Below are 14,576 nucleotides of genomic sequence, written 5' to 3'. Positions count from 1 at the left end.
GCTTGTTCGGAGATTCCCTAGGTTGTGATGTAGCGCAAGGCTATGGTATTGCGAAACCCATGCCGGTAGAAAAAGTGCCATCTTGGGTGGCGAAGTTTGTCCCTGCTCATTTATCTAGAGGGGTAATAGATAAACCGCACCGTCCACGAACTGATTGCGTCGTCGTAACCTAGTGGATTGAGCGGTTAATTCATTTATCCACCGGTAACGATATACTGTGCGTCCAATGCCATGGATTGGTTATGCGCATGGCTCGACCGACTTTCCCCATTCGCTCGAAATATATTTTTTATGATACACTATCCCAGCTGTTTTTTCTGGAACAATGAAATAATTAATATTATCATAAACAACAAATCGATAATAATAAAGAGGAGCATATATGTCGGATCAAGAGTTAATACTAGAGCAACTCCGTAACGTGAATTATGATAAGTTAAGCAAACAAGATATCGTAACAATGCTAGATGCAGGGGAACAGACTCTAGAAAATATGGCAGCATCAAGAAAAACTGCCATTGATATAATAGCAGAGGCAATGAACCAAACAAAGAATACGCTTGAGGCACTTGATTATTCTGGAAAGGTAGAAGTTGAAATCAGGAAAAATCTCAGCATACTGAGAGAGCTACTGATGACTGGCGATCTATAGCCCCCTAGACTGGGCGAATTAGCACAGGAGGTTGGCCTTGGATTAGGGGAGCCTACAGAATTCGGAAAAAATCGTACGCTAAGGTTTTCTGATCAGTCGTAGGCTCGCCAGTTTGATGTATTCCGTTCCTGGCCCAGCCAAACCTATCGGTCTTCGCGGGTGTGCCACAGGCGCAGTAGGTAGATAGTGGAATCCACTATCTCGTAACGCATCTCGTAATGGCCGATTTGAATTCGGCGCACATCCCGTGGATCGAATTCTTCCAGGCGTTCGCCAATGCGCGGGTTGGCCAGCAGCGTGGAAGGTGCGGCTGTGAGTTGCTGCACTGTTCGTGCGGCGGCAGGCTGATTCACCGACGCCAGAAACTCATACAACCGGGCAATGTCGGAAAGCGCCTTGCTTGTCCACTTCAACTCCATCAGCGCGGTACCGGCAACGGAGTGTCAGTGCTGAGGCTTTCAGCCCAGGCCTGGACAGCTTGATGATCGATCACGCGACCAGCATCCACATCGGCCAATGCCTCACGGGTCAGGCGACTACGTTCTTCTTCCTGGTCTATCCAGGCGGCCAGAGCCTGCTTGACGATCCAGTTCTTGGAGCGTTCCAGGCGCTCAGCCATCAAATCGACCTTTTCGGCCAGTTGCACAGGGACGTGAGCCGTGACGGATCGGGTTTTCGCGGTGGTTGCCATGATGGGGTTACTCCTAATCAATGGTAGGTACAAGGTGCATGCTCTGCCGGCGTTCAGTAACCGCCGCTTCCGATGCCATCCGGCGCAGAGTGACGGCATGTTCGCTGGCCTGGCGGGCACCGGCCTCATCGCCATTAGTTTTGAGCTTGTTGGCCTGCCATTCAGACGCTTCAGCGCCGGCAAGTAACGACGTGGCCAGCGTTACTTTTGGACGAGACTTTTCACGCTGCTCCTGCGCGCCTCGCTGACGTTCGACAACCTGCGCGGCCTCGTTGGCCGTGATACGCAAGTTGGTGCGAGCAATGTCAAAGCTGCCATCGGCGTTTGTGGCCTCGGGCGCTTCGAGGCAGGTTTGCATCGAATCCACTGCCGTCAACAGCTTGTCGATCTGCTGCAACAGCTCGGTTCGTTCTTGGTCATTCTTCATGGAGCGTCACTTCTTCTTGAACTTGATGTCGCCTGAGCCGGCAACGGAATGGTCGCGGGTCGGCGGGTTACCGCGCACCACGATGTCACCGGAACCCGCCACGCGTGCCTTCACTGAGTCGCTGACATAGGCGTCGATATCACCGGAGCCGACTACCGACAGTTTGGCGGACGTAGCGACCAGCTCGCTGGCGTCCACGTCGCCCGAACCGGCTATCTCGGCGTCCAGAAGACCCACGCGACCAAAGGCCGTGATATCGCCCGAACCTTGGATGCCTAGATCGAGGACGGTCTGCTGAAGGTCGTACAGGGTCACGTCGCCACTGCCCTTGATGCGGATACTGGGGGCTTCAGGCAATGCGATTCCAACGATGCTTCGCCCCTTGGACTGCATAGTGACGCCGCCGTGGCGTCCACCGACATTGATCGTTCCGCCCACGAAAATGTTGCCGGTACCAGAAACGTGAATATTGCCCCCATAGCCGCTAATGGAAATGCCCTCCTGCTCGATGATCAGCTTGTCACCCTCGAAGCGGGTCTTGATGTTACGAATGGCTTCCACGTTTTCCCCTGCCACGACCAGGTGCGCTGATGACGAGCGAAAGAACACAACATCAACCGCCCCCTTGATCACAATTTTGCTAACTGGGTGGATGGGGCGCTCTTCCTTCTCGTAGTTGGCAGCACGCTCCCATGCGGAATCGCGATGGTTGGCATCCTGGTGCGTCAAAGGGCTGGATTGGCTCATCATCTATCCTTTGTGATTTATTTTGAGTGACTTTGCCATAGCTCGACTCAGGGTTAATCATAGTGAATAATAATGAGCTGTCAATCGATCCGTCAGGTTGGGCTATGCCCTAACCTGACGTCAGGACAGCCTACCCAGAAACGTCCGGATAGACTCCATCGCTTAATTTATTGACACAAACTACGCAAGGTCATAGATTTATTCCTGACACTTTTCTGTTTGGGGGCATCTTGCAAGGTCAACGTATCGGCTACGTCCGGGTCAGCAGCTTCGACCAAAACCCGAAGCGGCAACTGGAACAGGTCGAAGTCGGAAAGGTATTCACCGACAAGGCATCGGGCAAGGACACCCAGCGCCCAGAACTTGACTCGCTGCTGGCCTTCGTGCGCGAAGGAGATACGGTGGTGGTGCACAGCATGGATCGCTTGGCCCGCAACCTCGATGACCTGCGCCGCCTTGTGCAAAAGCTGACCAGGCGCGGTGTGCGCATCGAGTTCGTCAAAGAATGCCTGACCTTCACCGGTGAGGATTCGCCGATGGCAAACTTGATGTTGTCGGTCATGGGCGCGTTCGCCGAGTTCGAGCGAGCATTGATCCGCGAGCGACAGAGGGAAGGCATCGCGCTCGCCAAACAGCGCGGAGCATACAGGGGCCGCAAGAAAGCGCTTTCGCCCGAACGCGCCGCTGAACTTCTGCAACGCGTCAAGGCCGGCGAGCAAAAGGCAAAGCTGGCCCGTGAATTTGGCATCAGCCGCGAAACGTTGTACCAGTACCTGCGCGAAATTGGAGCTTAACGTGCTTTATTTTCCGTTTTCTGAGACGACCCCTATTTGATCCAAATCAACAAAGTGCCGTTATCGTCAAAAGGAACGCTCATGCCTCGGGGCAATCTGCTATCGTCGCCCTATCGCCCCGCTTGGTGAATTGCTGTGCGTCGGATTGGATTGATCCTGCTAATGATTGCTAGCCTCGTGCTGCCGACCTTCGGCGGTGTGGCTTTCAGCATGCCGGCACAACCTTGCCCGATGCAGAGCGCCGATCATCAGAACCATGCAACGGCTGATGCTCCGTGCTGCGAACGAATGGACAAGTCCGATGGGGTGGCCAGTAAGTCCCCCTGCAAGTCCGGTCAGGAATGCAAAACCGGAGGGCTTCTCCAGACCACCGTGATCAAGAGCATATCCCCTCTCCTCTCACGCCCCGAAATATTTCTGACCCAGTCGGTGATTAAGCGAGAGCCTGCAGGACTCTGGCGCCCTCCTCGTTTCGTCTAATGCAGTGATCATCACGCGCCTTACAGTCAGGCGCATCGTCGCGGCCACGTTTCGTAGCTGCGACCTCGATCAATCGCATTGGAGGCGAAAGCATGTCCGCTTTCCTTTTTCCACGCCGTGGCTATCTCGGTGTGTTGGCTGCCGCATTCTGGGCAGCTCCCTGGCTTGCCGCGCAGGCGCAGCCCCTAACTTTCGAACGAGCCCAAGCTCTGGCCGAGCAGAGTGCCCCTGAAAACCTCGCGCGCCAGGCGCAGGTGGCATCGGCACAGCAGGCTGTAGGGCCCGCAGACGCCCTGCCCGATCCCAAGCTGATTCTAGGTATCGACAACCTGCCGATCGAAGGCCCTGACCGTTACACACTTAATCGTGACTCCATGACCATGCGCCGCATTGGGTTCATGCAGGAAGTCCCCAACAGTGACAAGCGTCAGGCTCGGCGGCAGTTGGCCGATGCTTCAGTTGGCCGAGCCGAGGCCGAGCAGCGCGCCATGCAGTTGGAAATCAAGCGCCAGACGGCAGTGAGCTGGCTGGACGTGTACTACGCCGAACGCAGTGTTGGCCTCTTCGATCAACTGGACCGTCAGATTGAGATGCTCCGCTCGACCGTGCAATCGCTGATTGCCGGCGGTAGTGCTCAGCCTGGCGAGCTGTTGCAGGCCGACCAGGAAGCTTTGGCGTTACAAGATCGGCGAGATGAACTGAATCGCGATGTGGCAGTAGCTCGTGCCAAGCTGCGCCGCTGGATAGGCAACGAGGCTGACCAGCCTTTGCAAGGAGGTGTTCCCAGTCTGAACCTGGTGGCACCGCACCTGCAGCAACGCATTGCCTCACACCCTGAGTTGCGCGCTGCCTCCGCCCGAGTCGACGAGGCTAGCGCCGAGCTGAACGAGGCCATCGCCGAGAAGACCCCCGACTGGGGTGTTGAGTTTGCCTACAACAATCGCGACAACCAGTTCGGCGATATGGTGATGGTGCAATTCACCTTCGACCTGCCGTTGTTCGTAGGCACACGTCAGGGGCCCAAGATCAACGCCAGACAACAAAGCGTGTCGCAGATGGAAGCCGAGCAGGAAGCATTACTACGCGCCCATCAGGCTGAGCTGGAAGGCGGTATTGCCGAGCTTGAGCAACTGCGCAGGACCTTGTCACGCACCGAAAAAACCTTGATCCCGCTTGCAAGCAAACGTGCCGATCTCGAACTGGCCGCCTACCAAGCCGGTAACAGCCAGCTCACATCCGTTATTACTGCCCAGCGCGACCTGATTGAGGCGCAGCTGCGGCAGATTGAACAGCAGCGCAAGTTGAGCCAGCTCTCCGCAAGCCTGTACTACGCCTATGTGGAGGGCCTGAAATGAAGATATCGACATTTGGTTTTGCGGTCGCCGTGCTGACCGTGGGCATTGGCGCGGCGGGCGGTGGCTACTGGCTGGCCCAGCGGCAAGCCAAACACGAGCTACTGCCTAGCTCCGCACCGACGGACGAGCGCAAGGTGCTCTATTGGTACGACCCGATGCAGCCTGAGCAGCGCTTCGATAAACCGGGCAAGTCACCTTTCATGGATATGGAGCTTGTCCCTAAATACGCAGGATCCGAGCAAGATCCGTCTGTCCTGAGCGTCCCCGCTCAAGCCGTGCAGAACCTCGGAATGCGAACCTCGACGGTGATCCGCGGTGTACTGCCCTCGGATATCGAGGTGGTCGGCTCCCTGGCCTATAACCAGCGAGAGGTAGCGAACCTCCAGGCCCGCGCTGGCGGATTCGTCGAGCGGGTTTACGGGCGTGCCCCTGGCGATGTACTGCCAGCTGGTACACCCCTGGTCGACCTGCTGATTCCCGAGTGGTCCGCCGCGCAGTTGGAGTTCCTCGCGGTACTGCGTACCGGTGACGCCCGCTTGATCACTGCGGCCCAAGAGCGCCTCCGCCTGCTCGGCATGCCACAAGCGTTGATAGAGCAGGTTCGCCGCAGCGGCAAACCGCGGGCAGTGCAAACCCTCACCACACCTATCAGCGGCGAGCTCCAAGCCTTGCAGGTACGCGCCGGGATGACCGTTGAAGCCGGGCAGGATCTGGCGTTGATCAACGGGCTGTCCAGTGTCTGGCTCGATGCGGCGATACCCGAGGCCATGGCCGGAAGTATCCAGGTCGGGGACGAGATCCGCGCCAACCTGACGGCCTTTCCTGATCGACCGCTGCTGGGCCGCGTCATAGCCTTGCTGCCGAGTGCCGATCCGCAAACGCGCACGCTCACGGTACGCAGCGAGCTACCCAACCCTGCCGGTAAGTTGCGCCCCGGCATGTTCGCCGCCGTACGCCTGAACAGTGCCGTCGAACAATCCACGCTTCTTGTGCCGAGTGAAGCCGTGATTCGCACCGGCAAGCGTGCATTGGTGATGCTGGCCGAAGGCGACGGACGCTACCGCCCCCAGGAAATCACCTTGGGCCGCGAGGCCGATGGGCGTCTGGAGGTGTTTTCCGGTCTTGAGGAAGGTCAGGCGGTCGTTACCTCCGGCCAGTTCCTCATCGATTCGGAAGCCAGCCTGCAGGGCATCCTGGCCGGCAATGCAGAACAGGACAGCACGGAGGGGCTGCATGTGTCTCACGGCGTTATTCGCGCACTGGACGGGAAACAAGTCACCCTGGAGCATGGCCCCTTCGAGAGCCTGAATATGCCAGGTATGACCATGGCTTTTCCTCTGGTCAGCTCCGAAGTAGCTGTGGGACTTAAGCCAGGAGATCACGTACGTATCGGCGCCCGCCAGAAAAACTCCGGCCTGATGATCGAGCAGCTCAGCAAGGAAGGAGACCAGCCATGATCGCACGCCTGATCCACTGGTCTATCGGCAATCGCTTTCTGGTGCTGCTGGCGACCCTGTTCATCACCGCCCTGGGCATCTGGTCGCTGCGCAACACGCCGTTGGATGCACTGCCGGATCTGTCCGACACCCAGGTCATCATCCGCACAAGCTTCCCCGGGCAGGCACCGCAGATTGTCGAGAACCAGGTGACCTACCCGCTGGCCACCACCATGCTCTCGGTGCCGGGGGCGAAGACAGTGCGCGGCTACTCGTTCTTCGGCGACTCCTTCGTTTATGTGCTGTTCGAGGACGATACCGACCTCTACTGGGCACGCTCGCGGGTGCTGGAGTACCTCAACCAGGCGCAGGAACGCCTGCCCGAGGGTGTTACCACCACCCTTGGGCCGGATGCCACCGGCGTGGGCTGGATCTACCAGTACGCCTTGGTCGACCGCAGCGGCCAGCATGATCTTGCCCAGCTGCGGGCACTGCAGGACTGGTTCCTTAAGTACGAACTCAAGGGCCTGCCCAACGTAGCCGAAGTGGCCACCCTCGGCGGCATGGTCAAGCAATACCAAGTGCTGCTCGATCCCCAGAAGCTGGTGGCTTATGGGGTAACTCAGCAGGAGGTCGAAGCGGCGCTGAAGAGCGCCAATCAGGAAACCGGCGGCGCCATCCTGGAGCTGGCAGAGCGCGAGTACATGGTCCGGGCTTCAGGCTATCTAGAGAGCCTGGCGGATTTCCGCAATGTGCCGCTGCGGGCTTCGGCCAGCGGAGTTCCGGTGCTGCTGGGTCAGGTGGCCACCATTCAGTTGGGGCCAGAGATGCGTCGTGGCATTGCCGAGCTGGATGGCCAGGGTGAAGTTGTAGGTGGCGTGGTCATCTTGCGCTCCGGAAAGAATGCCCGCGATACCATCGCCGCGGTGAAGACCAAGCTGGACAGCCTGAAGGGCAGCTTGCCGGCCGGCGTCGAGGTGGTCACCACCTATGACCGTTCGCAATTGATCGACCGCGCCATCGATAACCTCAGCTACAAGCTGCTGGAAGAGTTCGCGGTGGTTGCCCTGGTTTGCCTGATCTTCCTCTGGCACCTGCGCTCGTCGCTGGTCGCGATCATCACCCTGCCCCTGGGCATCCTGATGGCCTTCATCGTCATGCGCTACCAGGGCGTCAATGCCAACATCATGTCGCTCGGCGGGATCGCAATCGCCATCGGCGCCATGGTCGATGCCGCCGTGGTGATGATCGAGAACGCGCACAAGCACATCGAGGCCTGGAAGGCTCGACACCCCGGTGAACCGCTTCAGGGCGAGGCGCACTGGCGGGTGATCGGCGAAGCTGCGGCCGAGGTCGGGCCGGCGCTGTTCTTCAGCCTTTTGATCATCACCCTGTCTTTCCTCCCGGTCTTCACCCTGGAGGCCCAGGAGGGTCGCTTGTTTGGCCCGCTGGCATTCACCAAGACCTATGCCATGGCTGCCGCTGCTGGCCTCTCGATCACCTTGGTACCGGTGCTGATGGGCTATTGGATTCGTGGGCATATCCCCAGCGAACAACAGAACCCCTTGAATCGTTGGCTGATCGGTGCATACCGGCCGGTGCTGGAGTGGGTGCTGGCTTGGCCTAAGGTGACCCTAGCGCTGGCCTTGCTAGTGTTTTTGTCCAGTCTCTGGCCCCTCAGCAGACTCGGAGGAGAGTTTCTACCGCCGATGGACGAGGGCGACCTGTTGTACATGCCATCAGCCCTGCCCGGCTTGCCGGCCAGCAAGGCCACCCAGCTGCTGCAGCAAACCAACCGGATGATCCTCACGGTGCCCGAAGTGGCACGGGTATTCGGCAAGGCCGGGCGAGCAGAGACCGCCACCGATCCAGCACCGCTGGAAATGTTCGAGACCACGGTGCAGTTCAAACCACGCGATCAATGGCGCGCGGGGATGACACCCGAAAAGCTGATCGAGGAACTGGATCGCGCGGTAAAAGTTCCGGGGCTGTCCAATATCTGGGTGCCGCCCATCCGCAACCGCATCGACATGCTGGCGACGGGGATCAAGAGCCCCATTGGGGTGAAAGTGTCCGGAACCTCCTTGGTCGACATCGAGCGCATAACGCGCGATATCGAGGCCGTGGCCAAAGAGGTGCCTGGGGTGAGTTCGGCCTTGGCAGAACGCCTTACTGGCGGCCGTTACGTGGACATCCAGATCGATCGACTGGCCGCGGCGCGCTATGGCCTGAGCATCGCCGATGTGCAGGCGGTGGTATCGGGCGCCATCGGCGGCAGCAATATTGGTGAGACGGTTGAAGGACTGGCCCGCTTCCCGATCAACCTGCGCTATCCCAAGGAGTGGCGAGACAGTCCGCAGGCACTACGGCGTATGCCGATCCTCACGCAAGCCGGCCAGCAGATCACCTTGGGCACCGTCGCCCAGGTTAGTCTGACCGAAGGGCCGCCAATGCTGCGCAGCGAGAACGGGCGTCTGTCCGGTTGGGTCTATGTCGATGTCCGTGGGCGCGACCTGGCATCGACCGTGCGCGAGTTGCAGCAACGCGTAGCTGAGCAGGTACAACTCGATGCTGGCATGACCGTCTCCTACTCCGGTCAGTTCGAGTTCCTGGAGCGCGCCAATGCACGGCTGGCCTGGGTGGTACCGGCGACCTTGTTGATCATCTTCGTGCTGCTTTACCTGACCTTCAGCCGCTTCGGTGAGGCCCTACTGATCATGGCAACCCTGCCCTTCGCCCTATCGGGCGGCATCTGGCTGCTCTACTGGTTCGGCTTCAACCTGTCGGTTGCCACTGGGGTCGGCTTTATCGCCTTGGCCGGCGTCTCGGCGGAGTTTGGGGTGATCATGCTGCTGTACCTGAAGAATGCCTGGCATGCACGTATGGATGCCGGGCGCAGCGGTGACCCGGCACTACTGGAGGCAATTCGTGAAGGCGCAGTGCTGCGCGTGCGGCCCAAGGTGATGACGGTGGCCGTGATCATCGCCGGCCTGTTGCCAATCCTCTGGGGCGGAGGTGCCGGATCTGAAGTGATGAAGCGCATCGCCGCGCCCATGGTCGGCGGCATGATTACCGCGCCGCTGATGTCCATGTTGGTTTTGCCGGCCGCGTACTGGCTGATGCGAAGGCAGCGTACACAGAAGGTTCGCGCACCGCAGGAGCTATAGCTTTACAAACCCGGGCAAGCCACGCGCCAAGCTGACTCGCCCGGGTAACGCGGCAGGAAGCATTACGGCGATGTAACTTTGACTTCATTTTTATGACAGGTTGAGCGGATATATTTTAATCACCACCTTGAAGGAGTGATTAAACATGAAAAGCCTCAAAGTTATTGCAGCCCTTGCCGCTATGGTTGTTTCCTCTGCCACTCTGGCAGAAGGCGGCGCTGATCGTGTTTATGGTCGGATGATTCAGGCCAATGAGCAGGCCATGCAAGAGTATGCTGCCGCTAACGGAAAAAATCCGCCTGAAGTTATTCATTACCGCTACGGCATGAAACTCGATATCGCCAGGGTCGTGGCCACTACCCCGACGGACTCTAGCTGCGGTGTGATGCCGGCCCAGATGACCTACGAGGACTCCAATGGCGATCTGAATATTCTTGAATACCGGGCAGCCGGGACAGGTTGCCGTTATCAAAACTAGATAAATGACATCGCGCTGACTGAAATGTAATTTCCAAGTCACCCTGACGTTATTTGGCATGTGGAAATATGACCAAGGCGTGCCTGGCTATGCCCGGCGCGCTTGGCACATATATGCGACCACACAATGACAACTGCCAATAACATCAGGAGCATTTATGAATAACAGAACCCTGTTAGGACTTTCTCTGCTCACTCTGAGCGTCAGTACCGGGCAAGCTGCAATGGCCGCCGGCGAGAAAGGCGAGGGATTTATCGAAGGCAGCAGCCTGACCATTCTCAATCGAAATCTCTACTTCAACCGCGATTTCCGTAAAGGCCAGTCCAGCAGCTCGGGTAATGGCTATTCGGAAGAGTGGGCGCATGGCGTGATAGGCAGATTCGAGTCTGGTTTCACCGAGGGCACCATAGGCTTTGGTGTCGATGCCTTTGCCATGCTAGGGCTCAAGCTTGACACCGGCGACGGCCGTTCTGGAGCAGGCGGCTCAGTCGACGTGATGCCTTACAACAGCCTCGGGCAGGCTGAGGACAACTACTCCAAACTGGGGGGCGCGGTGAAAACTCGGTTCATGGATACCGAGATCAAGGTAGGCGACGTCTTTCCCGTCAGCCCGGTCGTCCAATACGGTGATGCACGGCTTTTACCGGAGAGTTTCCGAGGTGTCACCGTGGTCAACAGCAGCGTGGAAGGACTGTCGCTTCAGGGCGGTCGCCTCCACTCGATGAGCCAACCCAATACCAGCAGCATGCGCGACGGCTTCGCTACCTTCTACGCGGGCGAAGTGGACTCGCCATGGATCGCCTATTTCGGTGGTGATTACACGCTTAATGACAACGTCGGCTTTAGTCTCTACACCAGCCGCCTCAAGGATGCCTGGAATCAATATTACGCGGGCACCACGCTGATCTACCCGCTTGCGGACGATGTCGCCTTGATCGGCGGGCTGAACTACTACAAGGCGATCGATGAAGGGAGGCAGCTCCTCGGGAGCTTCGATAACAACATCTGGAGCGGCAAGGTCGGCATCCAATTCGGCGCTCATACAGTGCTGGTGGGTCTCCAGCGCAACAATGGCGATGATGACTTCGACTACTTGCGCCAATCGGACTCCATCTACCTCGACAACTCCATCCAGTACAGCGACTTCAACTCGCCGAAGGAGAAGTCATGGCAAGTGCGCTACGACCTGGATATGGAGTCTTTCGGTGTGCCTGGGTTGAGCTTCATGACTCGATATGCCCAGGGCTGGGATGCCGACTACAGCAAGGCCAACGAAGTCTATATGCGCCGTGATGACAACGGCGATCCGTTGACCAACCAGAAGCGCTGGGAGCGGGACATCGAGGCCAAGTACGTTGTGCAGACTGGATCACTGAAGGATATGTCTTTCCGTGTTCGCCAAATGACCACTCGCGCGACCGATTACGAGTCGGATCTGGATGAAGTCCGCCTGATTGTCGAGTACCCGCTGGAAGTTCTCTAACCCTGGCAAGCGGGCGGGTTGATTGCCCGCTCGCGCCTTGGTCCTGCTGTCCCCTCGTAGTGCTCCTTTGGTTTGGAGACAGCCCTTGGCGCCCTCGGGCGCCTTTTTTACTTAGGTTAAAGGGCGTATGAAAAAGAGTCGGCCACTACACACAAGCGGCCGTGCTGGCAGGCAGTACTACTGAGCGGGATATTCTGCAACGACCTGATCAGACCCCGCCTTGGTCAAGCCAATGACCTGGTAGGCATGCTGTACGCCATCGACTTCCATACCGGGGGAGCCCGCCGGCATCCCGGGAACAGCGATGCCCACGAGATCATCGCGCTTGGTGAGTTCGATGACCTGAGCCGCCGGCACATGACCTTCGACGAACTTGCCGTCAATCACCGCGGTGTGACAAGACGCCAACCGCGGCGCGACGCCCAGACTTTGCTTCACTGCCGTCATGTTGCTTTCAACATGGTCGACGACTTTGAAGCCATTCGCTTCGAGGTGTGAGATCCACTTCTTGCAACATCCGCAATTGGCATCACGATGGACATCGATCGTCAGGACATCAGTGGCTTGAACTGCAGATGTCACGGAGAGAGCGGCCAGCAAGGCCAGATATTTAGCTTTCATGCACGTGCTCTTTGCCATCGGCGTGGGTGTGGGTCTTGGGCGAGGCATTCGGAGTTTGCTCGGAATGATGGTCTCCGCCGCTGGGGGCGGCCTCATCCCCGGCATGGTGATCATCGCCACTCATGTCCGAATGGTGACCTGCTTCAGGTGCGGAGCTACCCTCGCTATCAGTAGCCGCGGCATCGTGATGGCCAGGCTCTCCGGCATCACCTGTTCCATGATGGTCTTCGCCACCGCCGCTATTGCCATGATGGCCAGGCTTGTTGTCGCCGTGCTGACCTTCATGATTGTGCATTTGCGTTTCCCCACCACCATGCTGATGGCCGCCACTGGATGCGACGAGTGCTTGGTATTGCTTGGCATCCATCGTCGGCAATTGGTCAAGGAAGGCAACCATGCCCCAGATGTACTCATCGCCCATGCTCTTGCCCCACGCAGGCATACCCGTTGCCTTGATGCCATGCTTGATCACCCAGAACGCTGCTGACGGATTGCCATCGACACCGATCTTGGCGAGGTTGGGAGGCGCAGGGTAAAGCGATTGGCTTAGCTCGGTCTCCGCCACACCTGGCGCCAAATGACAGCCGATACACATGGAGTTGTAGTTGCCCGCACCGGCGCGAATAAGAGCTTGATCATCCAGGTTGGGAACCTCGATGTCCTGCGAACGGACTTCGATAGAGCGGTCGCGGGCCATCGTGAGAAACGCATGCACTGCAGGAAAATGGGGATCATCGGCCCCCACGTTGACCACGCCAAAGTAGGCGCCGGCCAGGACAGCTGTGCTACCGACCACGCCGGCCGCCACCAAAGTTTTAATTGTTCTTTTCATGTCAGGTTCTCAAAACCACATCCGGATACCGGCGACAAAACGCGCCTCGTCTACATCACCGCCCTCGTCGCGCACCATGTCTGCCGTGTTGCCATAGGAGCGGCTCCAGGAAACCCCGACATAGGGAGCAAACTGTCTGACAATCTCGTAACGCAGACGCAAGCCGAGCTCGGTATTTGCCAACCCAGACCCCACACCTCGCTCAGGATCGTTCTTGCCGTAGAAGTTCATTTCGGCAGTTGGCTGGAGAATCAGCCGGTTGGTCAGCAGAATGTCGTACTCGCCCTCCAGTCGGGCAGCAGTTTGGCCATTCTCGCCGACGAAGGCCGTGGCTTCGGCCTCAAAGGCGTAAAGCGCCATGCCCTGGATACCGAAGGCAGCCCAAGTCTGCGGCGACTCCGGTTTAAAGTCCTGGCGAACGCCCGCGACGACATCCCACCAAGGGCCGATCGAGCGGCCGTACAGCAGCTGTAATTCAGCGTCCTCGGTAACGCCGTTGGTACGCTCGCCTTCGGAGCGGAACCAGACCCGGTTGATATCACCGCCTACCCAACCCGACGCATCCCAGGCCAGGGTGCTGCCCTCATCTGCGTCTTGGTATTCGAGCTGATCGAGCAGGAAAAAGCTGTTGATGGCGCTGTCATGCACCTTGTGGCCAGGCAGTGGCGGGAAAGCCGCTTGGCGATCAGCATCCGTCAGAACGGGAATCGGCGTACGACTGGTAGTTCTCGGGGCTTCAGCGGAGCCATGGTTCATCTTCGAATGATCCATGCCCTCCATCTGTCCCTGCATGGTGCCGTGTCCCATCTTGCTGTGGTCCATGGCTGGGGCCTTCTCTTGGCTCTGGCTGTGGCCCATCTGGCTATGGTCCATGCTGCCCGATTCGCTCTGCATGGCACCATGATCCATCTTGCTGTGATCCATGCCCTCCATCGGCGCTTTGGCGGAACCGTGGCCCATCTGGCTGTGGTCCATCGACATGGAGCCGTGCCCCATTGCCGAATGATCCATTTCTTCCGCAGCCTGGGTAACGCCGCCGCTGAGTGCACTCAGCGACACGGCCAGCGCTATGAGGGACGGGCGTGAAAACCTAGTGGTCATGGTTCGAACCTGCTTCGGCTTCGGTGCCGCCATGCTTATCCATCATCTTCTCGTGCCCCATATCGTCATGGTTCATACCCTCATGATCCATGGCGCCATGATCCATCTGATGGCCAGCGGCCTTGCCTTTCGATTGATCTGCAGGCTTGTCACTGGCGTCGGGCGCAGCCGACTCGGCAGCATGTTGTTCGTGCTCGCTGTGCCCCTCACCTGCCAATGACGTCGGCGCGTGCAGAACAGCCAAAAGACTGAACATCGCTGCGCTGCCAAACAGGGCATTACGCTTCATAAAAGTACTCATCAGAAATCTCC

General features: G+C 58.3%; 15 protein-coding genes. 7 read left to right on the top strand and 8 right to left on the bottom strand.

Annotated elements, in window-relative coordinates; translation table 11 throughout:
* The first annotated feature begins 382 nt into the window (after nt 1–382).
* On the top strand, nt 383–652 hold the full coding sequence (locus tag B2Y33_RS10605) for a hypothetical protein (protein WP_011077892.1): 270 nt from the start codon (nt 383–385) through the stop codon (nt 650–652).
* Between the two features lie 143 nt (nt 653–795).
* Here the strand turns inward: B2Y33_RS10605 and B2Y33_RS10600 are convergent, their stop codons facing one another.
* The 4 genes from B2Y33_RS10600 to B2Y33_RS10585 are packed head-to-tail and all read right to left on the bottom strand — an operon-like array spanning nt 796 to nt 2,517.
* Nucleotides 796–1,071 (bottom strand): type II toxin-antitoxin system RelE/ParE family toxin, encoded by a 276-nt coding sequence (locus B2Y33_RS10600; RefSeq protein ID WP_016502317.1) that lies wholly within the window; start codon nt 1,069–1,071, stop codon nt 796–798.
* Nucleotides 1,071–1,343, bottom strand: a complete 273-nt coding sequence (locus B2Y33_RS10595) for a CopG family ribbon-helix-helix protein (RefSeq protein ID WP_016502318.1) — start codon at nt 1,341–1,343, stop codon at nt 1,071–1,073. The genes B2Y33_RS10600 and B2Y33_RS10595 overlap by 1 nt, the downstream gene beginning before the upstream one ends.
* A gap of 13 nt (nt 1,344–1,356) precedes the next feature.
* A complete protein-coding gene (locus B2Y33_RS10590) occupies nt 1,357–1,770 on the bottom strand; it encodes a hypothetical protein (RefSeq protein ID WP_016502319.1) in 414 nt (137 codons plus the stop codon).
* 6 nt (nt 1,771–1,776) lie between these two features.
* Nucleotides 1,777–2,517 (bottom strand): GIN domain-containing protein, encoded by a 741-nt coding sequence (locus B2Y33_RS10585; RefSeq protein WP_019334897.1) that lies wholly within the window; start codon nt 2,515–2,517, stop codon nt 1,777–1,779.
* Nucleotides 2,518–2,747: 230 nt separating this feature from the next.
* On the opposite strand from B2Y33_RS10585, the gene B2Y33_RS10580 reads away from it, so the two are divergent.
* From B2Y33_RS10580 to B2Y33_RS10555, 6 genes are all read left to right on the top strand, one after another.
* Nucleotides 2,748–3,311 carry a recombinase family protein gene (locus tag B2Y33_RS10580; RefSeq protein WP_019334898.1) on the top strand — a complete coding sequence of 188 codons (564 nt, stop codon included), beginning with the start codon at nt 2,748–2,750 and terminating at the stop codon, nt 3,309–3,311.
* Nucleotides 3,312–3,883: 572 nt separating this feature from the next.
* Complete coding sequence (locus tag B2Y33_RS10575) at nt 3,884–5,146, top strand: TolC family protein (protein WP_288632911.1); 1,263 nt, start codon at nt 3,884–3,886, stop codon at nt 5,144–5,146.
* Nucleotides 5,143–6,603, top strand: coding sequence for an efflux RND transporter periplasmic adaptor subunit (locus B2Y33_RS10570; RefSeq protein WP_206406107.1), 1,461 nt, complete (start codon nt 5,143–5,145; stop codon nt 6,601–6,603). Before B2Y33_RS10575 ends, B2Y33_RS10570 begins: the two co-directional genes overlap by 4 nt.
* The gene (locus B2Y33_RS10565; RefSeq protein ID WP_004374632.1) at nt 6,600–9,749 is read left to right on the top strand and encodes an efflux RND transporter permease subunit; all 3,150 of its coding nucleotides are present in this window, start codon (nt 6,600–6,602) and stop codon (nt 9,747–9,749) included. The genes B2Y33_RS10570 and B2Y33_RS10565 overlap by 4 nt, the downstream gene beginning before the upstream one ends.
* A 145-nt stretch (nt 9,750–9,894) precedes the next feature.
* Nucleotides 9,895–10,227 carry a DUF2790 domain-containing protein gene (locus tag B2Y33_RS10560; RefSeq protein ID WP_004374634.1) on the top strand — a complete coding sequence of 111 codons (333 nt, stop codon included), beginning with the start codon at nt 9,895–9,897 and terminating at the stop codon, nt 10,225–10,227.
* A gap of 157 nt (nt 10,228–10,384) precedes the next feature.
* Nucleotides 10,385–11,710, top strand: a complete 1,326-nt coding sequence (locus B2Y33_RS10555) for an OprD family porin (RefSeq protein ID WP_177010985.1) — start codon at nt 10,385–10,387, stop codon at nt 11,708–11,710.
* A gap of 177 nt (nt 11,711–11,887) precedes the next feature.
* Here the strand turns inward: B2Y33_RS10555 and B2Y33_RS10550 are convergent, their stop codons facing one another.
* The 4 genes from B2Y33_RS10550 to B2Y33_RS10535 are packed head-to-tail and all read right to left on the bottom strand — an operon-like array spanning nt 11,888 to nt 14,565.
* Nucleotides 11,888–12,331: a DUF411 domain-containing protein gene (locus B2Y33_RS10550; protein ID WP_177010984.1), complete on the bottom strand. Its 444-nt coding sequence runs from the start codon at nt 12,329–12,331 to the stop codon at nt 11,888–11,890.
* Nucleotides 12,321–13,163 carry a c-type cytochrome gene (locus B2Y33_RS10545; RefSeq protein ID WP_177010983.1) on the bottom strand — a complete coding sequence of 281 codons (843 nt, stop codon included), beginning with the start codon at nt 13,161–13,163 and terminating at the stop codon, nt 12,321–12,323. Before B2Y33_RS10545 ends, B2Y33_RS10550 begins: the two co-directional genes overlap by 11 nt.
* A gap of 9 nt (nt 13,164–13,172) precedes the next feature.
* A complete protein-coding gene (locus B2Y33_RS10540; RefSeq protein ID WP_054903494.1) occupies nt 13,173–14,264 on the bottom strand; it encodes a copper resistance protein B in 1,092 nt (363 codons plus the stop codon).
* Nucleotides 14,254–14,565, bottom strand: a complete 312-nt coding sequence (locus B2Y33_RS10535) for a hypothetical protein (RefSeq protein WP_003246749.1) — start codon at nt 14,563–14,565, stop codon at nt 14,254–14,256. Before B2Y33_RS10535 ends, B2Y33_RS10540 begins: the two co-directional genes overlap by 11 nt.
* Between the last annotated feature and the right edge of the window lie 11 nt (nt 14,566–14,576).

The sequence above is a fragment of the Pseudomonas sp. UBA5666 genome (assembly GCF_002420785.1).
In the GTDB taxonomy this organism is placed as follows: Bacteria; Pseudomonadota; Gammaproteobacteria; order Pseudomonadales; family Pseudomonadaceae; genus Aquipseudomonas; species Aquipseudomonas fulva.
This window is presented reverse-complemented; position numbering and strand designations above follow the sequence as displayed.